General features: G+C 55.1%; 20 protein-coding genes and 1 pseudogene. 12 read left to right on the top strand and 9 right to left on the bottom strand.

Features of this window, described 5'->3' with window-relative positions; translation table 11 throughout:
* Nucleotides 1-187: 187 nt before the first annotated feature.
* On the top strand, nucleotides 188-2,365 hold the full coding sequence (locus tag D9980_RS00670) for an extracellular solute-binding protein (RefSeq protein WP_121608921.1): 2,178 nt from the start codon (nucleotides 188-190) through the stop codon (nucleotides 2,363-2,365).
* Nucleotides 2,366-2,537: 172 nt separating this feature from the next.
* Here the strand turns inward: D9980_RS00670 and cysS are convergent, their stop codons facing one another.
* A complete protein-coding gene (gene cysS / locus D9980_RS00665) occupies nucleotides 2,538-3,923 on the bottom strand; it encodes a cysteine--tRNA ligase (protein WP_024528446.1) in 1,386 nt (461 codons plus the stop codon).
* 286 nt (nucleotides 3,924-4,209) lie between these two features.
* Between cysS and ppiB the strand changes: the two genes are divergently transcribed.
* From ppiB to purK, 4 genes are all read left to right on the top strand, one after another.
* Nucleotides 4,210-4,704, top strand: coding sequence for a peptidylprolyl isomerase B (gene ppiB, locus D9980_RS00660; protein WP_024486088.1), 495 nt, complete (start codon nucleotides 4,210-4,212; stop codon nucleotides 4,702-4,704).
* A 10-nt stretch (nucleotides 4,705-4,714) separates the two neighbouring features.
* The gene (locus tag D9980_RS00655) at nucleotides 4,715-5,437 is read left to right on the top strand and encodes a UDP-2,3-diacylglucosamine diphosphatase (RefSeq protein WP_121606093.1); all 723 of its coding nucleotides are present in this window, start codon (nucleotides 4,715-4,717) and stop codon (nucleotides 5,435-5,437) included.
* Between the two features lie 131 nt (nucleotides 5,438-5,568).
* Entirely contained in the window at nucleotides 5,569-6,093 is a 525-nt protein-coding gene (purE, locus tag D9980_RS00650; protein WP_024486090.1) for a 5-(carboxyamino)imidazole ribonucleotide mutase, read from the top strand.
* A complete protein-coding gene (purK, locus tag D9980_RS00645) occupies nucleotides 6,090-7,169 on the top strand; it encodes a 5-(carboxyamino)imidazole ribonucleotide synthase (protein WP_024486091.1) in 1,080 nt (359 codons plus the stop codon). The genes purE and purK overlap by 4 nt, the downstream gene beginning before the upstream one ends.
* Before the next feature lie 495 nt (nucleotides 7,170-7,664).
* Here the strand turns inward: purK and ybbP are convergent, their stop codons facing one another.
* Together ybbP and ybbA are read right to left on the bottom strand one after the other, a co-directional pair.
* Nucleotides 7,665-10,097: a putative ABC transporter permease subunit YbbP gene (gene ybbP, locus D9980_RS00640; RefSeq protein ID WP_121606092.1), complete on the bottom strand. Its 2,433-nt coding sequence runs from the start codon at nucleotides 10,095-10,097 to the stop codon at nucleotides 7,665-7,667.
* Nucleotides 10,094-10,780 (bottom strand): putative ABC transporter ATP-binding protein YbbA, encoded by a 687-nt coding sequence (ybbA, locus tag D9980_RS00635; protein WP_024486093.1) that lies wholly within the window; start codon nucleotides 10,778-10,780, stop codon nucleotides 10,094-10,096. Before ybbA ends, ybbP begins: the two co-directional genes overlap by 4 nt.
* Between ybbA and tesA the strand changes: the two genes are divergently transcribed.
* The 3 genes from tesA to D9980_RS00620 all read left to right on the top strand — a co-directional run bounded on the left by tesA (nucleotide 10,751) and on the right by D9980_RS00620 (nucleotide 13,131).
* Nucleotides 10,751-11,389 carry a multifunctional acyl-CoA thioesterase I/protease I/lysophospholipase L1 gene (gene tesA, locus D9980_RS00630; RefSeq protein WP_051363221.1) on the top strand — a complete coding sequence of 213 codons (639 nt, stop codon included), beginning with the start codon at nucleotides 10,751-10,753 and terminating at the stop codon, nucleotides 11,387-11,389. The genes ybbA and tesA overlap by 30 nt on opposite strands.
* Nucleotides 11,390-11,414: 25 nt before the next feature.
* Entirely contained in the window at nucleotides 11,415-12,191 is a 777-nt protein-coding gene (locus D9980_RS00625) for an SDR family oxidoreductase (RefSeq protein WP_024486095.1), read from the top strand.
* An 85-nt stretch (nucleotides 12,192-12,276) separates the two neighbouring features.
* Nucleotides 12,277-13,131: a co-chaperone YbbN gene (locus tag D9980_RS00620; protein WP_021805422.1), complete on the top strand. Its 855-nt coding sequence runs from the start codon at nucleotides 12,277-12,279 to the stop codon at nucleotides 13,129-13,131.
* Between the two features lie 43 nt (nucleotides 13,132-13,174).
* On the opposite strand, the gene D9980_RS00615 is transcribed toward D9980_RS00620, so the two are convergent.
* The 5 genes and pseudogenes from D9980_RS00615 to D9980_RS00595 all read right to left on the bottom strand — a co-directional run bounded on the left by D9980_RS00615 (nucleotide 13,175) and on the right by D9980_RS00595 (nucleotide 19,220).
* Nucleotides 13,175-14,401: an MFS transporter gene (locus D9980_RS00615; RefSeq protein ID WP_037413024.1), complete on the bottom strand. Its 1,227-nt coding sequence runs from the start codon at nucleotides 14,399-14,401 to the stop codon at nucleotides 13,175-13,177.
* 43 nt (nucleotides 14,402-14,444) lie between these two features.
* A pseudogene (locus tag D9980_RS00610) lies at nucleotides 14,445-15,346 on the bottom strand (carbamate kinase).
* Nucleotides 15,347-15,415: 69 nt separating this feature from the next.
* A complete protein-coding gene (locus D9980_RS00605) occupies nucleotides 15,416-16,234 on the bottom strand; it encodes a DUF2877 domain-containing protein (RefSeq protein WP_121606090.1) in 819 nt (272 codons plus the stop codon).
* A 43-nt stretch (nucleotides 16,235-16,277) separates the two neighbouring features.
* The gene (locus D9980_RS00600) at nucleotides 16,278-17,543 is read right to left on the bottom strand and encodes a DUF1116 domain-containing protein (protein ID WP_121606089.1); all 1,266 of its coding nucleotides are present in this window, start codon (nucleotides 17,541-17,543) and stop codon (nucleotides 16,278-16,280) included.
* Between the two features lie 9 nt (nucleotides 17,544-17,552).
* Nucleotides 17,553-19,220, bottom strand: a complete 1,668-nt coding sequence (locus D9980_RS00595) for an acyl-CoA synthetase FdrA (protein ID WP_121606088.1) — start codon at nucleotides 19,218-19,220, stop codon at nucleotides 17,553-17,555.
* 364 nt (nucleotides 19,221-19,584) lie between these two features.
* Here D9980_RS00595 and allD point away from each other — a divergent pair, with 364 nt between their 5' ends.
* The 4 genes from allD (at nucleotide 19,585) to allE (ending at nucleotide 24,106) form a co-directional block, all read left to right on the top strand.
* The gene (allD, locus tag D9980_RS00590) at nucleotides 19,585-20,634 is read left to right on the top strand and encodes an ureidoglycolate dehydrogenase (protein ID WP_024486472.1); all 1,050 of its coding nucleotides are present in this window, start codon (nucleotides 19,585-19,587) and stop codon (nucleotides 20,632-20,634) included.
* Nucleotides 20,635-20,754: 120 nt separating this feature from the next.
* Complete coding sequence (gene allC / locus D9980_RS00585) at nucleotides 20,755-22,002, top strand: allantoate deiminase (RefSeq protein ID WP_121606087.1); 1,248 nt, start codon at nucleotides 20,755-20,757, stop codon at nucleotides 22,000-22,002.
* Nucleotides 21,999-23,276, top strand: coding sequence for an MFS transporter (locus D9980_RS00580; RefSeq protein WP_121606086.1), 1,278 nt, complete (start codon nucleotides 21,999-22,001; stop codon nucleotides 23,274-23,276). The genes allC and D9980_RS00580 overlap by 4 nt, the downstream gene beginning before the upstream one ends.
* Nucleotides 23,277-23,320: 44 nt before the next feature.
* Entirely contained in the window at nucleotides 23,321-24,106 is a 786-nt protein-coding gene (gene allE / locus D9980_RS00575) for a (S)-ureidoglycine aminohydrolase (RefSeq protein ID WP_024486475.1), read from the top strand.
* 678 nt (nucleotides 24,107-24,784) lie between these two features.
* On the opposite strand, the gene D9980_RS00570 is transcribed toward allE, so the two are convergent.
* Nucleotides 24,785-26,131 (bottom strand): MFS transporter, encoded by a 1,347-nt coding sequence (locus D9980_RS00570; protein ID WP_121606085.1) that lies wholly within the window; start codon nucleotides 26,129-26,131, stop codon nucleotides 24,785-24,787.
* Nucleotides 26,132-26,168 lie beyond the last annotated feature (37 nt).

Here is a 26,168-nt window from a genome sequence, read left to right as displayed (position 1 = left end):
TTCACTAAAAATAACCACTGGTCATTATTTCGTTTTTCATCAATTTTGTGAAATCGGTTTAATTAAGTACAAATAACCGTCATTTAATTATGGAACGATCCAAATTTCATGCTTGGGTAGAAATCGAGATAGCGGAGCGCTCATGCCGGTGTTAGCATCAAAACAGGCGGCTCAAAGCGGTGGGAAAATGGCAACTATCAAGGATATAGCGAAACTGGCGGGGGTATCTCACGGCACCGCTTCCAACGTGCTCAACGGGCGCGGCAATGTCAGCGTTGAAAAGATCGAGGCGGTCAAACAGGCCGCCCAGCAAATGGGTTATCAGATCAATGCCCAGGCGCAGTCGCTACGCGCCAGTAAAAACAGTGGCGTTGCGCTGATCCTGCCCGATATCAATAGCGAGCAATATCACCAGCTCTACCGCGGGCTTCAGCAATCGTTACGATCTTCTTTCCCGGGCGATCTGGATCTGTACGTCACTAACGATCTGCCCTCTGCCGAAAGAGATATCTTGCAGACGCTGGCCGCAAAATCCTACCAAACCATCGTTACGGTCTCCTGCCTTGCCGACAGCGAAAGCTATTATCAGACGCTGAGGCTGCCAGCTGAGCAGATCCTGTTTGTCTATCGCCATCCAGCGCAGGCCAAGGCCACATTCAACCTGAACTTTTGCCTGGCTGGCCAGGCCATTGCCAGCGAGATCGCCCGCGAACAGCCCGCACACGTTGGCGTGCTTTGTGAGCCACTCGCTTATACCAACGGCCAGTGTTTTGTCGAGGCATTGAAAGCTACGCTGGCACAGTTAAGCCCATCGACCCAGTTAACGGTCATTCCGTCACCGGCCAGTGAATGTCACACCGCCGCTTTCGCTTTTTTTGCTGGCCAGCCGCCACAGGTACTGATTGCTCAAGACAGTGAAAAAGCCCGTTGCCTGACGCAGGCGGCCTACCTTGGTAGCGCTGCCCCCTGCCCGCCGATCTGGCAACTCAGCGATAACGAACCCGCCGTAGTAGCCAATCAGTACCACTATCAGATGGATTACGCCCGGCTGGGTCTGGAAATCGCCCGTTATATCTGCGGATTAGTGACACTGGCCGATGAGCAGATACTGGATAGCCGCGGCTTTGCTCTCGACGTTCAACCCATGCCCGCCGTTTCTGAGCAGGGTGAAACGCTGAACATGCTGATCTTGCCTAGCCCCTCCACCGATGCGCTAAAAAAGCTGTTGCCGCATTTCTATCGCCAGACGGGCATCAAGGTTAATCTCGCGGTTTATCCTTATGATGAAGTGTTTGAGATCCTCTCGAATCTGCATCTGCATCCTTATTACGATTTGCTGCGTATCGATATGGCCTGCCTCCCCTGGTTTGCGGCAAAGGCCCTCACGCCGTTGGCAGAGATCGCGCCAGATCTACCGGAACTGCTGGAAAACTTCTCGGCAGAGGTTGGCCATCATTTCAGCCAGATTGACGGCAAAGCCTATGCGTTACCGTTTGATGCCAGCACCCAGTTGCTGTTCTATCGCCGCGATCTGTTCGAAGACCCCACGGTCAAACGCATGTTCTATGAGAAATCGGGCAAAGAGCTGAAGATCCCGACCAGCTTCGCCGAGTTTGATGACATTACGGCCTTTTTCACGGCGACTCATCAACCCGGTAACCCGCAGCGTCCGATAGGTTCATCGACGACTCTCGGGAGTTCCGGGTTAATTGCTACCGAGTATCTGCTGCGCTATTACGCGTTAGGTGGGCGGCTAGTGCACCAAGACAAACCGGTGCAACTGGAGGCAGAATTCGCCATCGAAGCGTTGCGGCAATATCAGCAACAGCTTACCGTCACCACCAATCTGAACAGTGAATGGTGGAATGCTGCGGTGGCCCAGTTTGAGCAGGGCCAACTGGCGATGCTGATCATGTATATGAACCTGTTCAACGACGTCGCCCATAGCCCTCTATCACCGGCAATTGGTTACGCGCCGGTTCCGGGCAACCTCCCGCAGATGGGCGGTGGCTCGTTAGGCATGTCTCGTTTCAGTGATAAGAAAGTGCAGGTAGAACAGTTCTTCCGTTGGCTTTATTCGGCTGAAATTACCGAGCATCTGGTGCTTTTGGGCGGTAACAGCGCCCACCGCAGCATCTATCAGAACCAGCGCATTCTGCATCTTTATCCGTGGTTCAATTTGCTACGGGATGACCCTAGTACCGGCATCCGTGAATCCAGGGGTTTACAGGGCGAGCTGTTCAACCTGCGCCATGCGGAGATCATTATCGGCCAGGGCGTGACCAACGTCGTGAACAAGATAATGGATCCGCAGCAAGCCATTGATTACATCAACCAGCGGCTGCTCAGCGAAGCCCATGCTTAGGGCATAAAAAACCGGGAAGCCCCGGATTTTCTATGAATATGTATACCCTATGGATTTCAAGTTGCAGCTAGGCGACAAGCTTACTCATCCCCAGGAGCTTACTTTTGGGTAAGTGACTGGGGTGAGTAAGTGCAGGTAACAACGCTGCAGCTTGAAAGACGACGGGTATAGCTTACTTACGGCGCCAGCTAGTCCCTTGCGGGCCATCTTCCAGCACGATATTCATCTCGTTCAACCGATCGCGAGCGGCATCTGCCAGCGCCCAATCTTTGGCGGCACGTGCGTCGTTACGCTGTTTGATCAACGCTTCAATCTCTGCCACTTCCGAGTCGTCTGCCTGCGCACCACCTTGCAGGAACTGTTCTGGCTCCTGTTGCAGCAGGCCCAGTACCTTGGCCAGTTTACGCAGCTCTGCCGCCAACCCATTCGCCGCCGCCATGTCTTCGCTCTTCAGACGGTTGACTTCACGTGCCAAGTCGAACAACGCGGAATAGGCTTCTGGGGTGTTAAAGTCGTCGTCCATGGCTTCACGGAAGCGAGCTTCAAACACTTCACCACCAGCCGGTTGAGCATTGGCATCGGTGCCACGCAGTGCAGTGTACAAACGTTCCAGCGAGGCACGCGCCTGCTTGAGGTTGTCTTCGCTGTAGTTCAGTTGGCTGCGGTAGTGGCCAGACATCAGGAAGTAACGCACGGTTTCGGCGTCGTAGTAGCCCAGCACGTCGCGGATAGTAAAGAAGTTGTTCAATGACTTGGACATCTTCTCTCTGTCGATCATCACCATCCCGGAGTGCATCCAGTAATTGACGTACGGGCCATCATGCGCGCAGCTGGATTGGGCAATCTCGTTCTCGTGGTGCGGGAACATCAGATCGGAGCCACCGCCGTGAATGTCAAAATGGGTGCCAAGCTGTTTGCAGTTCATGGCCGAGCATTCGATATGCCAGCCTGGACGGCCTGGGCCCCAAGGCGATTCCCAGCTTGGTTCGCCCGGCTTGGACATCTTCCACAGCACGAAGTCCATCGGGTTGCGTTTCACGTCGTCGATTTCTACGCGCGCACCGGCTTGCAGTTGTTCCAGATCCTGGCGTGACAGCAGGCCGTATTGCGGATCGCTATCGATGGAGAACATCACGTCACCGTTGCTGGCCACATAGGCATGATCGCGCGCCAACAGGCGTTGGGTGATCTCGATGATTTCTTCGATATGGTGGGTAGCACGCGGCTCCTGATCCGGGCGTTCGATCAGCAGCGAATCAAAATCGGCGTGCATCTCTGCCAGCATACGCGTGGTCAGTTGATCGCAGGTTTCGCCGTTTTCTGCCGCGCGGCGGATGATTTTATCGTCCACGTCGGTCACGTTACGCACGTAGTTCAGCGAATAACCGAGGTAACGCAGGTAGCGCGCTACCACGTCGAAAGCAACAAAGGTACGCCCGTGGCCGATATGACACAGGTCATAAATGGTTACCCCGCACACGTACATACCGACTTTACCGGCATGAATGGGCTTAAATTCCTCTTTTTGACGACTCAGGGTATTAAATATCTTTAGCATCAGGGCTGTCCGTGGTGTGCGTGATAACAAACATATCCGCATATTGAAACCCGAAGGCTGCTCTATTGCAAGGTCAAGCCCAAGGATTGCTGAATTGATCGGCAGAAAATTGCGTGAGATCGGAATTAACCTGATCCAGACTAAGATTACAACACGTGTATTTATGCCGCGGAACTGCCACCCTAGCCACTGCTGACTGATTAATTGAGATATGTTATAAAGTCGGTCTGATTGCTCACACGCCTTCCTATGTGACAGCTCATTTCATCTTGCTAGGACTAAAACTATGGTTACTTTCCACACCAATCACGGCGATATCGTTATCAAGACCTTTGCTGACAAGGCACCGGTTACCGTTGAAAACTTCCTGAACTACTGCCGTGAAGGCTTCTACAACAACACCATCTTCCACCGTGTTATCAACGGCTTTATGGTTCAGGGCGGTGGTTTTGAACCTGGTATGCATCAGAAAGACACCAAAGCAACCATCAAGAACGAAGCTAACAACGGCCTGAAAAACACCCGTGGCACCCTGGCAATGGCTCGTACCAACGATCCACACTCTGCCACCGCCCAGTTCTTCATCAACGTGGTTGATAACGACTTCCTGAACTTCCGCGCTGAAAACTCCCAGGGTTGGGGTTACTGCGTATTTGCCGAAGTAGCAGAAGGCATGGACGTGGTCGAGAAGATCAAAGCGGTAAAAACTGGCCGCAGCGGCATGCACCAGGATGTACCGGTTGAAGATGTAGTGATCACCAGCGTTACCGTCAGCGAGTAATCGCGGCTGCATGAGCACGCTGTTCATCGCAGACCTGCATCTATGCGCACAGGAACCGGCAATTACTGCCGGTTTTCTGCGTTTTTTGCAGCGTGAAGCCGTTCACGCCGATGCGTTATATATCCTGGGCGATCTGTTTGAAGCCTGGATTGGTGATGACGACCCCGAGCCGTTGCATCGTGAAATTGCCGCCGCATTAAAGGCGTTGCACCAGGCCGGAGTGCCCTGCTACTTCATCCACGGCAACCGCGATTTCCTGTTGGGTAAGCGCTTTGCCAAGCAGAGCGGTATGATCCTGCTACCTGAAGAACAGGTCGTCGAGCTGTATGGCCGTAAGATCCTGATCCTGCACGGTGATACCCTGTGTACCGACGATCAGGCCTATCAAGAATTCCGCAAGAAAGTTCATAACACCTGGATCCAACGTGCTTTTCTGGCGCTCCCCCTGCGCTGGCGCTTGAAGATCGCCGCTAAAATGCGTGCGCGCAGCCAACAAAGCAACCAATACAAATCCACCGCGATTATGGACGTCAACCCGCAGGCCGTTGAGCAGGCCATGCTGCGCCACAACGTCCACTGGATGATCCACGGCCACACCCATCGCCCGGCAATCCATCCGCTGGCATTACCAAACGGTGAAGCCCATCGCGCGGTGTTAGGGGCCTGGCATACACAAGGCTCAATGATTAAAGTCACGGCAGATGCCGTCGAACTGATCGAGTTCCCCTTCTAGACCGTTTTCCTGCTTTTGATGGCAAAAACCGTCGACGCAACCGTTTTCCTCGTCCTGTACCCATGATATGCTCTACGCCCTCATACGGCCTGCCAGCCGACGTTTGTCCACATCACAGGAGCCATGCACTCATGGGAGCCACCGCTACTTCAGCCGCCAACGCTGGGGTTAAAATCGCAATCGTAATGGGTTCAAAAAGTGACTGGGCCACTATGCAGTCCGCGGCCGAAGTTCTGACCACGCTGGATGTCCCGTTCCATGTCGAAGTTGTCTCCGCCCACCGTACGCCGGATAAGCTGTTCAGCTTTGCCGAACACGCCAAGGCTATGGGTTTTGACGTGATTATCGCCGGTGCCGGGGGTGCTGCGCATCTGCCAGGCATGTTGGCGGCCAAAACGCTGGTTCCGGTGCTGGGTGTGCCGGTACAAAGCGCGGCATTAAGCGGTGTCGATAGTCTGTATTCCATCGTGCAGATGCCACGCGGCATTCCGGTGGGTACGCTCGCCATCGGTAAAGCCGGGGCGGCCAACGCCGGGTTGCTGGCAGCACAAATTCTGGCGTTGCACGATGCCGGGCTGGCACAGCGGTTGGCGCAATGGCGTCAGGCCCAGACCGACGAAGTGCTTAACCACCCGGACCCACGGGAGGACGCATGAAGCCAGTTTGCGTACTGGGTAACGGCCAGTTAGGACGTATGCTGCGCCAGGCTGGCGAACCGTTGGGGATTGCGGTTTATCCTGTCGGTCTGGATGCCGAGCCGGAAGCGGTGCCCTATCAAAATGCGGTGATCACCGCAGAGATCGAACGCTGGCCAGAAACTGCCCTGACCCGTGAGTTGGCAACTCACAATAACTTCGTCAACCGCGATATCTTCCCGCGTTTGGCCGATCGCCTGACACAGAAACAACTGCTCGATCAGCTTCATCTTGCTACCGCCCCTTGGCAATTGCTGGCAAACGCTAGCGAATGGCCGCAGGTGTTTGCCACCTTGGGTGAGTTGGCGATCGTTAAACGCCGCGTGGGTGGTTATGACGGCCGTGGGCAGTGGCGTTTGCGCCCTGGTCAAGAAGCGGAGTTACCGGCGGATAACTATGGCGAATGTATCGTCGAGCAGGGGATTAATTTCTCTGGCGAAGTGTCGTTGGTGGGTGCCCGTGGTCACGATGGCCAGTCGGTATTCTATCCGTTGACCCACAACCTGCACGAAGAAGGCATTCTGCGTACCAGCGTGGCACTGCCACAGCCCAACCCGGCGTTGCAACAGCAGGCCGAGCAGATGTTGGCTGCGATCCTCGATGAGTTGAACTACGTGGGCGTGATGGCGATGGAGTGCTTTATCGTCGGCGACAGCCTGTTGATCAACGAGCTGGCTCCGCGTGTCCACAACAGTGGCCACTGGACGCAGAACGGCGCTTCCATCAGCCAGTTTGAGCTGCATTTGCGTGCCATTCTGGGGCTGCCGCTGCCTAAGCCGGTGGTGAATACCCCTTCGGTGATGGTCAATCTGATCGGCACGGCGGTTAATCAGCAATGGCTGGCCCTGCCGCTGGTGCATTTGCACTGGTATGAGAAAGAAGTGCGTGAGGGGCGTAAGGTGGGTCACCTGAATCTCAACGATCCTGATGCAGCCTCTTTGCAACAGGCGTTGCAGGCGTTAGCGCCGCTGCTACCTGCCGAGTACCAAAGTGGTTTGGCCTGGGCTCAGCAAAAGCTGGGTGATCTTGTAGGGTGATAGGCCTTTAATCTCGGTGTATACCCCTAACCCTCTCCCACAGGGAGAGGGGACCGATCGAGTTAGGCCGAAAGGATAGTTATTCTTCATCAGCACTGGCTGATTGATCCTGCTCATCCTGGTTAAAGTGACGATCGAGTTGCTTGATCAGCTCTTTACTTCCAAAAGTGCAGGGGCTATCAGCTCCCTCTCCCTGTGAGAGCGCCGCTGCTACCTGCCGAGTACCAAAGTGGTTTGGCCTGGGCTCAGCAAAAGCTGGGTGATCTTGTAGGGTGATAGGCCTTTAATCTCGGAGTATCCCCCTAACCCTCTCCCACAGGGAGAGGGGACCGATCGAGTTAGGTCGAAAGGATAGTTATTCTTCATCAGCACTGGCTGATTGACCCTGCTCATCCTGGTTAAAGTGACGATCGAGTTGCTTGATCAGCTCTTTACTTCCAAAAGTGCAGGGGCTATCAGCTCCCTCTCCCTGTGGGAGAGGGTTGGGGTGAGGGGTCAACCTTCGTAGCTGCGGAACAACGCCCGGCCGCGCAGCAGGCGTACACCAAGCCAGCCGCCGCACAGCGAGAGCAGCAAGGCACTCAGCAACGGTAACGCCCACCACAGCACTGGCGTAGGTGCCCACGGGAAGTCGAACACCTTGGTTTGCAACAGCCACAGCGCCGCTTCCGCTCCCACTGCCGCCGCGATCCCGGCCACCAGCCCCAGCAACGCAAACTCGCACCACAGCGTACCGCGCAGCAGGCGTTTGCCAGCACCTAGCGTGCGGTAGACCACCAGTTCCTGCCTACGCTGCCGCATCCCTACCTGTACCTGTGCCAGCAACAGCAGACCGCCGCAGATCACCACCAGCACCACCATCACCTCCAGCGCCCTGCTCACCTGCTGCAACACGCCGCCGACCTGCTTGAGGATCGAACCGATATCCAGCAGGCTCAGGGTTGGGAACTGGCGGTTGAGTTGCGTCAGCACCTTGCCGTCGCCGTCATAGCGGAAGCTGGTCAGCCAGGTTTGTGGCTGGCCGTCCAATGCTCCCGGCGGGAAGATAAAGTAGAAGTTCGGCTTCAGGCTCTCCCAATCCACCTGCCGCAGGCTGGTAACTTTGGCGCTAAACGATTGAGTATCGCCGCTGAACGTCAAGGTATCGCCCAGTTGGATCTTGAGCCTGCCGGCGATCCCTTCATCCATCGAGACCTCACCGGTTTTCGGCGGCCAGGTGCCTGCCGTCAGTGGGTTATGATCCGGCAGATCGCTTTGCCAGGTCAGATTCAGTTCACGGTTCACCGCCTCACCACCGGGATCGTCTTCATGCACCCGCTCCGTTGCCACCTGCTGGTTAATTTCAGACAGGCGCACACGTACGATGGGATAGAAGGTTTCCTCATGCAACTGATGCTGTTGCAAGAAGGCTTTCACCTGGGGAACCTGTGCCGTAGTCATATTCAGCAGGAAATAGTTCGGGCTGTCCGGCGGTAACTGCTGTTGCCAACGATCGAGCAGATCGCCACGCAATACCAGCAGCAGAGCCAGCAACATAAACGACAGTGAGAACGCGGCTAACTGGCTGATCGTCACCCAAGGCTGATGCAACAGGCGATTCACCGCCAACCGCAGCGCCAGATTTTTCAGCGTGATGCGCCGCAGCAGCAACAGGCTGCCCCAGCCGATCCCCCCCAGCAGCAAGGCCAGCACCACCATACCGGCCAGAATGGCCCACAGTAGCGTACTTGCCCCCATCAATACCGTCAGCAGCCCGACCACAATCACCGCAGTGGCTGGCAGGAAGTAACGCAGCGGCCAGACGTTGGCTACCACATCCCGGCGCAGTACGCGCAGCGGCTGAGTCGCCAGCAATTGCCGATACGGACGCAGCCCGACCAGCAGCGAAATCATGACCAGAGCCCCCATCGCCCACAGCCACGGCCAGCCCCCAGAGGCGGGGAGTTCCCCCGGCAACACCGGTGCCAGCAAGCGGATCAGCACAGCTTCAAACCCAAGACCAATCACGCTGCCGCAGGTTCCCGCCAGCAGTAACACCGCCAGCCACTGGCCAATAATCAGCTTGCTGAGGGCCTTTCTGCCAGCGCCCAGGGTTTTCAGCACCGCAATCAGGTCATAGCGGCTGCGGCAATAGTGGCTCATCGCCACCGCCACAGCGGCGATCGACAGCAGCAAGGTCAGCAGCGCCGAAAGCAGCAGGAACTGTTGGGAACGCTGTAGCGATTTACCCAGCGCGCTGCCGGACTCCTCCAACCCATACCAGCGCTGATCGGGTTTGAGCTGCGGTTTGAGGCGTTCTTCATAGCGTTGAATATCGGTTGGCGCACCGGCAAACATATAACGGTAGGTCAGGCGGCTGCCCGGCTGTACCGCTCCAGTTTTATCCACATCCGCCAGGTTGATGATAATGCCAGGTGCGGTCTGGAACGGATTGAAGCCAGAATCCGGCTCCTGCACGATTTCACCGGCGATGCGTAACGTGGTATCCCCCACCTCCAGATTGTCGCCGACCTTGATATCCAATAATGCCAACAGGCGCGGAGCCACCAACACGCTGCCCGGCACAGGTTTGAGATTGGCTGGCAGAGTTTCCAACTGCCCATACAGCGGATAGGCCGCATCGGTAGCCTTGACGTTGGCCAGTAGCGGACGATCCCCCGCGTAGGTCATGGTGGTAAAAGAGAGCTGGCGGCTGACTTTCAGCCCCTGTTGCTGGGCATCTAGCAGCCAGCCTTCCGGCACCGGACGCGCGGTACGCAATACCCGATCCCCGGCGATAAAGTCGCGGCTTTGCTGGCTCAAGCCTTTGTCCATTCGATCGCTGATGCTGCCCAGTGCCAACACGCAGGCGACCGATAACGTCAGCGCCAGCCAGACGATCAGCAGCGAAGGCGATCGCCATTCACGCCAGAACCAACGCCAAATCATGCTTCCTCCCACAGCTTGCCTTCACGCAAGCGCAGCCGCCGCTGACAACGCGCCGCCAGCGTCTCGTCATGGGTGACCAGGATCAGTGTGGTGGCGAAATCACGGTTGAGGGAGAACAGCAGATCGGCTATGCGCTCACCGGTCTGGCGATCCAGGTTGCCGGTGGGTTCATCAGCGAACAGAACCCGTGGGCGGCCACTGAACGCCCGTGCCAGCGCCACACGCTGTTGTTCCCCACCGGAAAGTTGCGCTGGCAGGTGGCTAAGACGCTTGCCTAACCCCAGCTGTTCCAGCAGTTGCACCGCTTGGTCCCGGCTTTGACGATCGCTTTCACCACGCAGCAGCGCGGGGAGTTGTACGTTTTCCAGCGCGTTCAAGGTGGGGACCAGCATGAAAGACTGGAATACAAAGCCGACGTTTTTAGCCCGCAGCGCAGCGCGCCCTTCTTCATCCAGCGCCGTCAGCGATTCCCCCAGCAGGCTAACTTCTCCTTCGCTACCGTCGTCCAGCCCGGCAAGGATGCCCAACAAGGTCGATTTGCCTGAACCGGACTCGCCGATCAGCGCAATTGTCTGTGCGGGTTTGACAACCAGCTCGACTCCGGTAAGGATGGTAAGCTGATGCTCACCCTGACCAACGTGTTTACTAAGATGATGAACTTCAAGAACGTTTTCCGCTGGCATCTTCCCTTCCTTTTGCTGTTGGGATTATTCAGTTTACGTGCTGTCGCTGCCGATACCTTATTGATTTTGGGCGACAGTTTAAGTGCTGGCTATCGGTTGCCGGTAGCGCAGGCCTGGGCCACTCGCCTAGCCGATGAGTGGCAGAAACAACCTGGCCACCCGACCGTGGTCAATGCCAGTATCAGCGGTGACACCGCCGCTCAGGGGCTGGCACGCTTGCCCGAGCTATTGAAACAACATCAACCCCGCTGGGTGCTGATCGAGCTGGGTGCCAACGATGGTCTGCGCGGCTTCCCGGCTGCGGATATCGAGCGCGATCTCAACCAGATTATCACGCTGGTTTTGCAGGCGGGGGCTAAACCGCTGCTGATGCAAATTCATATTCCGCCAAACTATGGCCGCCGCTACACCGAGGCTTTCGGTGCGCTGTATCCTGCGTTGGCCAAGCAATTCAACATTCCGCTGCTGCCGTTTTATATGGAACAGGTGGTGATCAAACCGGAATGGATGCAGGATGACGGTTTGCACCCCAATCAGGATGCCCAGCCGTTTATCGCCACCTGGATGGCGCAACAGCTGGAACCACTAGTTAAACATGAGTCTAACTGAATAGGGTTAGCTACTAGGTAAAGTTATGCAAAAAGCGGTATTGATAACCGGCTGTTCCAGCGGGATAGGATTGATTGCAGCGCAAGATCTGCGTAACCGTGGCTATCGCGTGCTGGCCGCCTGCCGTAAGCCGGAAGACGTGGAAAATATGCGCCAGCTCGGGCTTGAAGGCATTGAGCTGGATCTGGACGATAGCGCCAGCGTAGAACGCGCCGCCGCACAGGTTATCGAGCTGACCAACGGGCGGCTGTACGGTTTGTTCAACAATGCCGGTTTCGGCGTTTACGGCCCGCTCAGTTCGATTTCACGCCAACAGCTGGAACGGCAATTTTCCGCCAACCTGTTTGGCACCCACCAGCTCACCCAGTTGCTGCTGCCAGCCATGCTGCCGCACGGTGAAGGGCGCATTATTCAGACCAGTTCAGTGATGGGGTTAATCTCCAGCGCCGGGCGTGGGGCCTATGCCGCCAGCAAATTTGCGCTGGAAGCCTGGTCGGACGCGTTGCGCATGGAGTTGCACGGCAGCGGCATTCAGGTCAGCCTGATCGAGCCAGGCCCGCTGACGACCCATTTCACCCAGAACGTCAATCAGGCACAGAGCGATAAACCGGTGCACAACCCGAGTATCGCCAAGCGGTTGACGCTGCCTGCCGAAGCGGTGTTACCGAAGCTGCGCCATGCGCTGGAAAGCCCTAAAGCCAAGTTGCGCTACCCGGTCACCCTGCTGGCTCATACCATGAGCATCCTGCGCCGCCTGCTGCCGGGCCGTGCGCTGGACTGGCTATTGCGCAGTAATGGTTAAGCAAACGGGGGCTAAGGGTTGAAGCTCGCCGCTTTGCCCCCATTTAGAATAGATTGGCTCCGCAAGATCAGATTAGAGAGAAACCATGCTAGCTCAAGCCGTTGTTGATATTAACGAAACTAACCTGCACCAAACGCTGGAACAGTCCATGTCCCAGCCGGTGCTGTTCTACTTCTGGTCGGATCGCAGCCAGCACTGTCTGCAGCTCACCCCGATACTGGATAAACTGGCGGCGGAATACGCGGGTCAGTTCGTTCTGGCGAAGGTGGATTGCGATGCCGAGCAGGCGATCGCCGCCCAGTTTGGCCTGCGTTCCCTGCCAACCGTCTATCTGTTCAAGGATGGTCAGCCGGTTGATGGTTTCCAAGGGCCGCAGCCGGAAGAGATGATCCGCGAATTCCTGCAGCGTTTCCTGCCAAAAGCCGAAGATCTCAAGCTGGCAGAAGCCACCGAACTGTTGCAGGAAGACCGTGCAGCAGAAGCTCTGCCTTTGTTGAAAGATGCCTGGAGTCTCAGCAATCAACGCAGCGATATCGGCCTGACGCTGGCGGAAACCCAGATCGCCCTGAACAAGACGGATGATGCCGAAGCGGTGCTGGCAACCATCCCATTGCAGGATCGCGATACCCGTTACCTCGGCCTGGTCGCGCAGATTGAGCTGATGAAGCAGGCCGCCGATACGCCGGAAATTCAGCAGTTGCAGCAGCAGGTTCAGCAACAGCCGGAAAACGTCGAACTTGCCGTGCAGTTAGCCTTGCAACTGCATCAGGTTGGCCGTAACGAAGAGGCGCTGGAATTGCTGATGGGTCATCTGAAAAAGGATTTGGCGGCGGCTAACGGTAGCGCCCGCAAGACCTTGATGGATATCCTGGCCGCACTGGGGACTGGCGATGCGCTGGCCGCCAAATATCGCCGCCAGCTGTATTCACTGCTGTATTAATCGAACGTGGGCGCAGCCGCACGGTTGCGCCCTGCATCCAACATCAAGCCTCCTGCGCCGGTTTCCCCTCTTTGACGAACAACATAGCGATAAAGCCCACCACCGTGATCATCGCGGCAAAATAGAAGCCCGCATTCAGCGTCCCCGTGCTGTCGGCAATAAAGCCGGTCACGTAAGGCGCAAAGATCGACGCCGCCATACCAAAGAAGTTATACAGCCCGAAAGCGGTACTGAGCGCAGCACGCGGTGCGTTGTCTGCCACCAGTGCAATCAGTACCGGGTTGAGGCTGATTTTGCCGATAAACCCATACAGCACCAATACGCCAATCAACGCCGCTTCACTGGTGGAATAAACGATGCCGAAGATCGCCAGCAGTGAGAAAGGCAGCATAAACAGCACCACCGGTTTTCTACGGCCCAGCTTGTCGGAGATATAGCTGCAAATCAGCGTCCCGAGCACCGAGATCCACGGTACGATGGAGGCAATGCTAGCAGCGTGCACAATATCCATACCGCGTTCTTTTTGCAGGTAATACGGTAGCCAGGTAATAATAACGAAGAAGCCGTAGATCGAACAAAAAATGGTGATGTAAGCCATCAGCAGGTTACGGTTTTTAAACAGATCCAGGAAACTGAATTCGCTCTTTGCTGCCGCCGTTACTGGAGTATCGCTGGCACTTTGCGGCGCTTTTTCCCGAATGAAAAACAGCATCAGCAGCGCCACAATAAACACCGGAACCGCCATCGCCAGGAACGGCATCTTCCACGAAGTATGAAAGTGTTCGATCATAAAGCTGGAAAGGTAATACCCCAGCGCGATACCGAACGACATCCCACTACCGATCACCGCACTGCCCAAGGTGATCCATTTCTTGGGGATGGCCTCGGAAGAAAGCGCATACTGCGGGCCATAATAGACGCCTTGCGAAGCACCGGTCAGCATCCACAGTACGATGAAAATCAGAAAGTTGGATGAGATGCTGACGGCAGCGATAAACAGCGCAAACAGCATAAAGCCGCTAACCAGAATGCGTTTTCTGCCCAGGCGGTCGCCCAATAGTCCGGCAGGCACCTGTAAAATGGTGTAGGTCAGAAAGAACAGGCTGCTGATTAAGCCCAGATGGCTTTTTGACAGCCCGAACTCGGTTTGGATCTGCGGCATGATGGGGCTAAGTACCGAACGCCCAGCATAGATAACGACCCAGCCGAGGAAGAAGATCACGACGGTTTTAATCCAATAGGGCATTCGCTCTGTTTTTATAGTTTGCATATTCATTTTCCCTTGGTTAATGGGCCGCTCGGCCCATCCAGTATTACGGCGTAATTAATGTCCCCGCAGTGCCTGCCAGTACCGACTCGATATCCTGCAAGGCACCGATATGTGCCACCTTGCCGCTACGCTGCACAAAGCGGCTGACCGCCATGATTTTTGGCCCCATCGATCCATCGGCTACCGCCATCGGGGCCAGCTCTTGGGTGGTGGCCGAACGGATGGCTTTTTGCTGCGGGGTGCCCCAGTGCTGATACACCGCATCCGCATCAGTGAGGATCACCAGGTGATCGGCATCCAGGGCTTCGGCCAGTAACGCAGAGGCCAGATCCTTGTCGATCACCGCTTCGCTGCCGACCATCCCCTGTGCGCTGGCCACCATCGGAACGCCGCCACCGCCGTTGCAAATCACGATGTGGTTTTTCGCCAGCAGCAGATTGATCGCTTCAATATCGATAATCTTTTTCGGTTCAGGGGAAGGCACCACCCGGCGCAGGTATTTCCCATCCAGCTTCATGCTCCAGCCATACTTATTTTCCAGCTCGGCTTGCTGCTGTGGCTCATAAACCGGCCCGATAAATTTACTGGGTTCCCGATACGCCGGATCTTCTCTGTCTACCAAGACGCGAGTCAGCAACGTGGACACCGGCTGAGCAGGATGGAACGCCCCTAGCTGCTGGGCCAGCATATAGCCGATCATGCCCTGGCTTTCCGCCACCAGAATGTCCAGCGGGTAAGGGGAACATCGCGATAGGCCAGGTTTTGCAGCGCCAGCAGCCCCACCTGTGGGCCGTTACCGTGCACAATGGCGATGCGGTATTTCTTGGCCAGCTTGCCAATGGCATCGGCAATTAGCGCAATGCTCTGGTATTGATTCTCTGCAGATAACACCGCGCCACGCTTTAACAGGGCGTTGCCCCCCAAGGCAATAACTAAAGTTTCCATTCAGATACCCATTTTCAAGTAATAGCAGCCCATACCGAACGGCATTCGGTAGGGTTTTCCACTGATAAACTAATAAAGACGATTGATTGCCATTGCGCCCAACCAGACGCCCAATAACGTGTCCGCGCCGGAATAATGGCCGGTTGCCAACATGTCGTTGATGGCTGCGGGTAATTCTTTGGGCCTGAGTAAGGCGCGTGCCAGAAGTTGTACCGGGGTGGAGAAGATCCCCTGCTCGGCAAACTGCAAATAGTGGACGCTGACCAAGGTGGTCAACTGGTTTAAAGGTTGGCTGGCGGCAAAAAAGGACGGCAACCTTACGACATCCACGCGGCTATCGAGATGAGCCGCCAACAACATGCCCAGCACCGTGTCATCATTGCTTGGCGTCAAGCCAGGGCCTTTGCCAAGCACGGCGCTCCAGTCTACTTTCTGCCCCAACAACCAGGCGGTAAAGTGCTGCTGTAGCTCGCGAATTTCTAGGCAATGCGGTTGATCAACCAGGCTATCCAGGCGGCCAAACAGGCCGGTCTGGGCGTCAACATCGGCCAGCGCGGCAGCCAATGGCGGCAACGCAATTTCTCCACTCACCTTCAGGCAGAGATCCAAACACCTCCCCTGGCGGTAGATGGCAATGTCCTCGAGCTCAATCCCCGTCGGTGAAAGCTGGCAATGCTGGGCCGCAGGCAGGCTGTCAAAGATTTCGTCGAAGTCGTCGTCGCCAATTTCCCAGCCCATCGGGCTAAGCCCACGCCCTTCACGGTGCAACGTCAGTAGCCGATCGTTAGGCGAGAGAAAGTTGATGGCATTGTTGAAACGCCCCACGCAACGCAGCGGACCGTAATCTTGCGTGGCATAGCGGCTAATGGCTAATGCGGTAATGTCCATAACTTGCTCCCTAGCCCGGAGTCACCTCCGGGCGAACCGGTTGTTACGCGCTGATGCCCAGTTTTTCTGCCAGCGCTTCGATGGCTTTTTCAAAGCAGCCCAATGGAGCACGCACGGTACCGGCACCAATCTGCCCAACCCCGGCTTCACGGTGGGCAATCCCGGTGTTGATCAACGGCGTGATACCGGTTTCCACCACCCGACGGGCATCCAGCCCCAGGCAAGCGCCCTGGAAGTCCCAGGTTGGGATTTGCAGCATCATGTTGCGTTCCAGGTAAATCTCGGCCATCTCTTCGGAGATATCAGTCGCGGCACTCATGCCACCGGCGGCTCCGACAAAGCGGGTCACGCCAGGCGCAGCGACCATGGCCGCACCGCCAATGCCGAAGGTCTCGGTAATGGCGCTGTCGCCAATATCCGGGTTGGCGTCGGCCTGGCTATAGCCGGAGAAGAACAGGCCTTCCGGCGTATTGACCGGCGCGGTAAACCATTGGTCACCCATGCCGCTGATCTTGACGCCAAAGTTTTTGCCGTTACGGGTCATCACCGTCACGATGGTGCCTTGCTTAATCTCGGCCCCGGCATCCATGGCCGCCTTGCAATAGGCCATCGCCAGGTTGAGGAAGAACTGGTCGGTAATGCTGAGGAATTGCATGACCTTGGCCAGCTCAACGTTGTCCCGCTCAAGCAGGCTGATTTTCGGGGCTAACAGACGCATCAGCAGCGCCGACGCTGCGATATTACGCTGGTGGAACTCGTCCCCCATGGTGATGGCCTGAGCCATGACGGCGGTGAGGTCAATCCCCTCATCAAAGGTGGCCAGTACCTCTTTCAGTACCGGTGCCAATGAGTCACGCATCCAGCACAGGCGAGCCTGCACGTCTGGCCCATAGGCTCCAAAGCGCATCACCTTACCGATCCCTTCGTTCAGGTTGCAGTAGGCATGGTTGCCATGAACGGTGTTTTTCACCACCACCAGCGGCATATGCGCCGAGGTGATGCCCCCCATCGGGCCAACGGCACTGACGTTATGGCAAGGGATGAATTCAATCTCACCCTTTTCCAGCAGCGCCAACGCCTGCTGCTCACTTTCGGCCCACTGCTCAAACAGGCAGGCCCCAATGCAGGCACCGCGTACCGGGCCGCTCATTTCCGCCCAGGTGACCGGCGGGCCGGCATGCAGCAATTTTCTCCCCTGTGCCAACTGCGGGATCAGGTTTTTAGCTAAATCAACATCCTGCCAATGTGGGCGGGCTTCACGGATCCTGGCGATAACGGCAGCGTTTGCTTGTTCAATAGTTGCGTACATATCAATCCCTTACTTTAAATTTTTCAGTATGTTAGCCAATCGTTGATTACCACCGGCCACCGGGGCCCATTGGTAATGCACCACTGAAATTTCGTTGGTTTGCAGATCGTCGGCAAAGCTACGCAAGCCTGCATTGATCACGGAAACACCGGCCAGCATGGCGGGTGCGGGTTCGTTAGTACCCAGAGCAGGAGGGGCGATTAACTGGCAGGCCAGCGCTACCGCTTCAGGCAGCGAATTCATCACGGCAATGCCCGCCTCGTTGAGCGTGGCAATCTGTTTGGAACGCTGCTGGGGATCTTGTTCGGTGCCTGTCACCGCGGCGATAACTGCCAGCGGATGGGCCGCACCACGCTTTTCGCGTACGCGTTTGACTTCGGTAGCCAAGGAATCTGCGGGATCTTCCTGGGCGCCATAGCCAATCACCACATCCAGCAGCAACACGCCAATCTGCGGCTGCTGAGCAAGGCGAGCGATTTCCTGATTACGGGTAGACGGGTCGATCATTGGGTGCGGTTTACCCTGGGTGTAGAAATCGTCCCCCATATCGATAATGCGGTGCCCGTCGGCGTTGAGCATTGAGCCATGCTGATGCTTGCTGTCGGCCTCCACGCCCAGCCGATCGGCCAGCAACATGGCGCATTCCGCTGCCAGCGTGCCACCGGCGTACAGACCAGAGATTTTGCCACCGCATACCGCAGGTTGCTGTGCGGCCATTTGCTGCACGTTTGCCAACATCGCTGCCAGGCGTGCAGCCTCATCCAATGTAGTGGCGAAGGTGATGTTATCTTCCTGCTTCAGTGCGTTCCTGGCACCAAGGAACAACGCGACAACCGGTTTGCCAAGGGTCTTCATCTCATCGATAACCCGTTGACGTACCGCTTCGGCCGGAGGCTTGGAGACAAACGCCAACACCTGGCTTTGCGGATCGGCCGCCAACATACGCAGTGCGGTGATAGCGCTGATACCACCGATTTCGGCGGTTAAATCACGCCCGCCCAAGCCAATGGCGTGAGAGACGCCCTGACCGGCCAGGGTAATTTGTGAGGTCAGCTCCTGGATACCCGTTCCCGAGGCGCCAATGATGCCGATCATGCCTTTGGGGGCAACGTTGGCAAAGGCCAGCGGAGCCCCGGCAATATTGGCCGTGCCGCAGTCTGGGCCCATCACAATCAGGCCCTTGTCGCGCGCCTTGGTTTTTAGCGCCACTTCCTGCTCAACGCTGACGTTGTCGGAAAACATCATTACGTTACAGCCATCATCCAGCGCCTGATCGGCCAGTTGCGCGGCATATTCCCCTGCAATGGAAATCAGCACCATATTGGCATCTGGCAGCTTCTGCCGCGCCATGCGCCAGCTGCGTGCCTTGAGCAAGCGTTTTCCGCCCTGCTGCCCCTGGGCAATGGCTTTCAACGCCAGGTCTAACGCTTCACCGATCTGTGCAGTGATGCTGTCATCGGCAGATTCCGCCTTGATGGCCACGCAAATATCATTGGGGGTCGCTTCACTGAATTGCGGATGCCAGAAACCGGTCGCTTCAAGTAAGGATTTATTGGCTGGTGTCCCCATCATGACCGATATTTCTTCGACGTTGGGTGATTCGCTAAGCTTGCGGGAAATTAGCATCAGGCTGACGGAATCCTGAAAGCTCCCTTTTTTTATAAAAGCATGGATCATAGTGATATCCTTAAAACAGCATGTGAACTTCGCAATGGGCGTTCTCAGATATTTTTAGCAACCTATTTATTTCAGACCCCATATTCTTATTGGCCAAGCTACAAATAAAACCCGATGACGAAGGTGAGTCTCATCACACTTTTCCCATTGTTAGAAAAAATCATCAAGTCCGGCGGGAATTAATTAAATTCAATCATCAGAAACACGGCGCTTTGTTAAAAATAATCTAACAATGGTAATCCCATTCAATGAAAATTTAAGCCAATAAAACAATAGCCGTCTGGATCACATTATTCCCTTGCTATGTTTATACAGTAGGAGACAGAGATAGTTTAAATAAACCGTAGTAACGAAAGGACTGTCTATGAAAGTCTCTAAGCAGCAACTGCACCAACTGATTCAAAATAAAATTCATTCTGCAGGTCTAAGCCAGGAACACGCCGGGATTGTCGCGGACGTTTTGGTCCATGCGGATGCGCGCGGGATCCATTCCCACGGCGCGGTGAGGGTGGAATATTATTCTGAACGCATCAGCAAAGGCGGCACCAATAACGACCCGCATTTCACCTTTGAAAAAACCGGCCCTTGCAGCGCAGTTTTTGATGGCGACAACGGTGCCGGGCACGTCGCAGCCAAGCTGGGTATGGACCATGCCATCGAAATGGCGAAAGAGAACGGCGTAGCGGTGGTAGGCGTTCGCCGCATCGGCCACAGTGGCGCGCTGTCTTACTTTGTGCAACAGGCCGCCCATGCGGGCATGATTGGCATATCAGTGTGTCAGTCGGATCCGATGGTCGTCCCATATGGCGGCGCAGAGGTCTATTACGGCACCAACCCTATCGCTTTCTCGGCACCGGCCGAAGGCGACGACATCATGACCTTCGATATGGCCACTACGGTTCAAGCCTGGGGCAAGGTGCTGGATGCTCGCTCACGCAACGTGCCAATCCCGGATACCTGGGCGGTAGACAGCGAAGGCAATAACACCACCGATCCTTTCGCCGTCAGCGGGCTGTTGCCTATCGCCGGGCCAAAAGGTTACGGCCTGATGATGATGGTCGATATTCTCTCCGGCGTGTTGCTTGGCCTGCCGTTCGGCAAACACGTCAGCTCGATGTATCACGATTTAAGCGCAGGCCGGGAATTGGGCCAGCTGCATATCGTGCTCAACCCAAGCTATTTCACCAACGAAGTGACCTTCCGCAAACATATCAGCCAGGTCATGAGAGAACTGAACGAAATCAAACCGGCGCCTGGCGTGAAACAAGTACTCTACCCTGGCCAGGGTAGCCATATGCGTGAAATAGAAAATGAAAAGAATGGCATCGATATTGTTGACGACATTTATCAATACCTGATTTCTGATGATATTTACCAACGTTCCTACGACCATAAAGATCCGTTTGCCAGTTAATCGTCAGATCAATTAAATCAGGCGGAGAAAAGCTATTTTCACCGCCATTTCCCTTATCAACCCTCCCGACAAAGCTGAGTTGGCGCATGTCTCAGGGACGTTACAAGCAGGCAGATAAATATGAAGAATTTCCAACAAGAAATTAGTGAAACTTCTGGCTGGTTATCCAAGATCGGGGCAGATCCCAGCGGCGGCATGACGCGTTTGCTGTATACCCCTGAGTGGGTGGAAGCCCAACAGGCGCTGAAGCAGGCTTTTGAAACCGCCGGTCTGGCGACCTCTTTTGATGCCGTCGGCAATTTATCCGGCCGCCTGCAGGGCAGCAAATATCCCGATCAGGTGATCCTTTCTGGCTCGCACATCGATACGGTCGTCAACGGCGGCAACCTTGATGGTCAATTTGGCATCGAAGCCGCCTATCTGGCGATCAAACATCTCAAAGAGACCTACGGCGCGCCATTGCGCACGCTGGAAGTCATCTCTCTAGCCGAGGAGGAAGGCAGCCGTTTCCCTTACGTTTTCTGGGGCAGTAAAAACATTATCGGCTCCGCTCGCCCGGAAGAAGTCAAAAGCATCTGTGATGCCAAAGGCGTGAATTTCGTTGACGCCATGCATAGCGCAGGCTTTGACTTCCGCCCGCAAGACCAACCGCTGCGCAAAGATATCGCCGCCTTCGTTGAACTGCATATCGAGCAGGGCAAAGTGTTGGAGACCGAAGGAAAAACCATTGGCGTGGTCACCAGCATCGTCGGCCAGCGCCGCTACGATATCAAACTCAAGGGCGAGGCCAACCACGCGGGCACCACGCCGATGGGTTACCGCAAAGATACCGTTTATGCCTTCAGCCGGATCTGCTGCGAATCCATCGCCAAGGCCAAAGTGGAAGGCGACCCGCTGGTGCTGACCTTTGGCAAGGTCGAGCCCAAGCCTAACACCGTCAACGTCGTGCCTGGTTTCACTCATTTCACTCTGGATTGCCGCCACACCGACAAAGCAACGCTGCTGCGTTTTACCCAGGAGATCGAAGCCGATATTCAGCGTATCTGTGCCGAAATGGGCATTGAGGTCGAGATCGACCTGTGGATGGATGAAACGCCGATCCCAATGGACAAACAACTGCTGGCCTGCGTCAGCCACCTGTGTGAAAGCCATAAGATGAACTACCGCATGATCCACAGCGGTGCTGGCCATGACTCACAGATTTTTGCCCCGCACGTGCCGACAGTGATGATGTTTGTGCCAAGCATTGCCGGTATCAGCCATAACCCGGCGGAGAAAACCGAACTGTCCGACCTGGCCGAAGGGGTGAAAATTCTGGCGCATACCTTATACCAACTGGCCTATACCGAGCAGGGAGCCCGCCTATGAGCAACAGCAAAGCCTCTTCCAACACCGGGTTTGACCCGCTGTATTGGAAAAAAATAGTGGTGGTCCTGTGTCTGGGCTGGGCGGTGATCTGGATTTACCGCACGGTGCTGACACCGATCTTCCCTGAGATCCAGGCAACCATCGGCTCGCATTCCAACGCCGAGATGGGTCTGATCGCCAGCTTCTACTTCTTTGCCTATACCGGGATGCAAATCCCCGCGGGGATCCTGGTGGATAAGTTCGGCAAGAAGGTGGTGCTGATCCCAGGCTTTTGCCTGTTCATCATCGCCACCTTGCTGATCGGTAACGCCACCAGCCTGACCATGATCTACGCCGGTAGCCTGCTGGCCGGGATGGGCTGTGGCTCTTACTACGGCTCGGCATACTCGCTGTCATCAGAAAACATTCCGCTGGAACGCCGTGGTTTGGCCACCGCCATTATCAACAGCGGTTCCGCGCTGGGGATGGCCATTGGCCTGATCGCTTCCAGCCTGCTGGTGAAAAGCATGGGGATGGACTGGCAAATCATGCTGTTTATCATCACCGGCCTGCTGGTGGTAATGACGGTGGTGTTCTTCCTGGTGATCAAGGGGGGCTCCTACACCGCTTCTCTGGCCGCCAGCCCGGCAGCCGCTGCGGCCACGCCAGTGGAAGAGACCGAGGAAGTCAGTGGGTTGTTCAGCCTGCGGATGATTTCCGCCTACGTGATGTATTTCGCCACCTGCTATGGCTACTACATGATCGTGACCTGGCTGCCTTCCTTCCTGCAACAGGAACGTGGGTTTGAAGGCGTGGCCATCGGCTTCTCTGCCGCGCTGGTGGCCTTCGCCTCCGTGCCAGGGGCGCTGTTCTTCAGCCGCATGTCTGACCGTTTCCGCGCCAAGAAAGTGCAGTTGATCATCTTCTTGCAAATCTGTGCTGCCGTGACGCTAGTCTGCACCGTGATCTCACCGGACTCCACCACCCTGCTGGTCAGCCTGATCCTTTACGGCCTGCTCGGTAAGCTGGCGGTGGATCCGATCATGATCTCCTTCGTGGCAGATAACGCTCCGAAGAAAGGCTACGGCACCAGCTTTGGCGTGTTTAACTTTTTCGGCATGTCCTCTTCGGTGATTGCTCCCTTCCTCACCGGGGTGATCTCCGACAGCACCGGCTCCAAGGTGATGGGGTTCTATATCTCCGCTGCCATCCTGCTGATCGGCACCGTGATCTTCTTTACCGTCAACGTATTGATGAAGCAGAAAAACAATCGCCAAACGGCGGCACAGGCATAATTTTTGTTGTAGGGCTACGGCCCTGACTAATCAGGAGAATTACCGTGGGTTATATCAATAATCAGATTGGCTATCCAAAAGATATCTTGGCTTCGCGCTCCATTATCAAACGCGACAACTATGCAGTGATCCCACCGGATGGCCTGGTGCGTAACATCATTCCTGGCTTTGAGAATTGCGACGTCACCATTCTTGCCACCCCGAAACTGGGCGCCACTTTTGTCGATTATCTGGTGACGCTGCATGATGGTGGCCGTAACCAGCAAGGCTTTGGCGGTGAGAATATTGAAACCTTGGTCTACGTTATCGAAGGTAACATCACCGCGTCAGCCGACAGCACCGATTATCCACTCACCACCGGTGGCTATCTGTATTGCCCTGCCGGCGTGATGCTGCGCCTGGAGAACACCAACGGCGGCAAGCCAAGCCAGTTGTTCCTCTACAAGCGAGTCTACAACCGCATCAAGGGCTATGAAGCCCACGTGGTGAGCAACAACGTCAACAAGCTGGAAAGAATTCACTATGAAGGCATGAGCGATGTGATCCTGCAAGATCTGCTGCCGAAGGATCTGGGGTTCGATATGAACATTCATATCCTCTCCTTCAAGCCAGGTGCCAGCCATGGCTACATCGAGACCCACGTGCAGGAACATGGCGCATATATTCTCAGCGGTGCTGGGGTGTATAACCTGGATAACGAGTGGATCCCGGTCAAGAAAGGGGATTACATCTTTATGGCCGCCTACGTTCCGCAAGCCGGTTATGCGGTGGGCCAGGAAGAGTTCAGCTATATCTACTCGAAAGACTGCAACCGCGACGTCGACTTCTAAACCCGCTTCAAGGCCACGCTCCATGTAGTGTGGCCTATTTGATTGAAGCAGAGTCTTATTGTTCATTCAGTAATCAATTTTCCCCTCACCCCAACCCTCTCCCACAGGGAGAGGGAGCTATTAGCCCCTACTCTTTTGGAAATAAAGAAGTTACCTCAGCAAACTCGATCGCCCCTTTAACCAAGCTGAATCTGCCGGTGCTCATGAAGAATCACGATACTTTCAGCCCAACTCGATCGGTCCCCTCTACCTGTGGGAGAGGGAGCTGTTAGCCCTCGCTCTTTTGTGGGTAAATAATTCATCTCAGCAAATTCGACCGCCTCCTAATTCGAAGTGAATTACTACAACTTCATACATACTCGATCGGTCCCCTCCCTGTGGGTAGATAATTCATCTCAGCAAATTCGACCGCCTCCTAATTCGAAGTGAATTACTACAACTTCATACATACTCGATCGGTCCCCTCTCCCTGTGGGAGAGGGTTAGGGTGAGGGGCCAACACCGAGTCACCTGTTATTCACTCTGCTTTTAATATCGCCACCATAACGTTACCCCCTTCATCATTAGCCAATAAAAAAACCATACCCTCGGCCAATGAAATAGATCACCACATAGGCACAGAGAGCATGGTTTTTTATCAATCGGAGCTACTGTCAGTAACCGATATTCTATTGGATATTATTTATTAACCAGTTTCGCCGGAACGCTATAGGTCAGAATAGCCCCCAGTATCATCATGCTGGATAGCACACACATCGCGACCAGATTACTCTCTGTGGTATTTTTAAAGTAACCAATAATATAGGGGGAGATAAAGCCACCTATATTGGCAATCGAGTTAATTAGCGCTATCCCAGCGGCAGCGCAGGTACCGGTAAAGATAGCATTTGGCAAACTCCAGAACAGAGGCGAAGGCACTAGGCTGGAGGCGACTGCAATACATAATGCCACCATTACGATGACTTTATTATCTGGGAACAGGCCGATAAAGATCAGCGAAACCGCAGCAATACAGAAAGGAACAATAATATGCCAACGCCTTTCTCGATGTTTGTCAGAGCTGCGCGCAGCCATTAGCATAGCAACAACGGCCAGCATATACGGCAGCATGGTCAGCAAACCAATATCCATTACCGAGCTCACCCCCGTATCACGGATCATGGTCGGCACCCAGAAGGCCAAGCCCCCTTGCCCCATCACCGTACAGAAACAGATCAGCCACATTTTAGTGAAGGCGGAAGACTTCAGCATGGTCTTCATTGTCCACTCCTGCGCAGTACCATCCGCACCCACTTTTTTCGATGTTCCCTGCGCCATATCTTGGGTGATCATCTCTTTTTCTTGTGGACTGAGCCATTTAGCACTCTGATAGGTATTATCCAGGAAGAAGAAAATGACGACCGCAATCAATACCGCACGTGGACCACTGATAAAAAATAGCCATTGCCAGCCGGACAGTTCGAACATGCCATTCATGTTTTCAATAATCCAACCGCAAAGTGGCCCACCAATGATGTTACTGACCGGTATCCCGCAAACAAACAACGCCGTCATCTTTGCCCGCTGGCTTGAAGGGAACCACAGTGTCAGATAGAGGATCACCCCCGGATAAAAGCCGGCTTCGGCTAACCCCAGCAGGAATCGCGCCAGATAAAACTGTGTGGGATTGGTAATGAAAATACTCAGCATTGAAATTGTGCCCCATACCAACATCAACAGGGCAATGACCTTTCGCGCACCATACTTACTCAGTAAGATATTACTTGGCACACCGGCGATAATATAACCAATAAAAAATACGCCGGCACCAAGGCCATACACCGCCTCTGCCATCGACACATTACCTTGCAGAATATCCGGCATCATCTGGAATTTTGAAAATGATATCCCCACGCGATCAAGATAACCGACGATATAGCTAATCAGTAATATCGGCATAATTCGCCAGGCTATTTTACGGTAGAGTTTAGCCTTGTCGGGACTGGCCAGAATAGCTTGATCAATCTCAGCATTATTGGTCGCCATATCGGATCTCCTTGGTTGGCATCCTGCTATTTCAGAT

The sequence above is a fragment of the Serratia sp. 3ACOL1 genome (assembly GCF_003668775.1).
Classification (GTDB): Bacteria; Pseudomonadota; Gammaproteobacteria; order Enterobacterales; family Enterobacteriaceae; genus Chania; species Chania fonticola.
The sequence above is the reverse complement of the archived record's forward strand: the minus strand, read 5'-3'. Positions and strand labels throughout refer to the sequence as shown.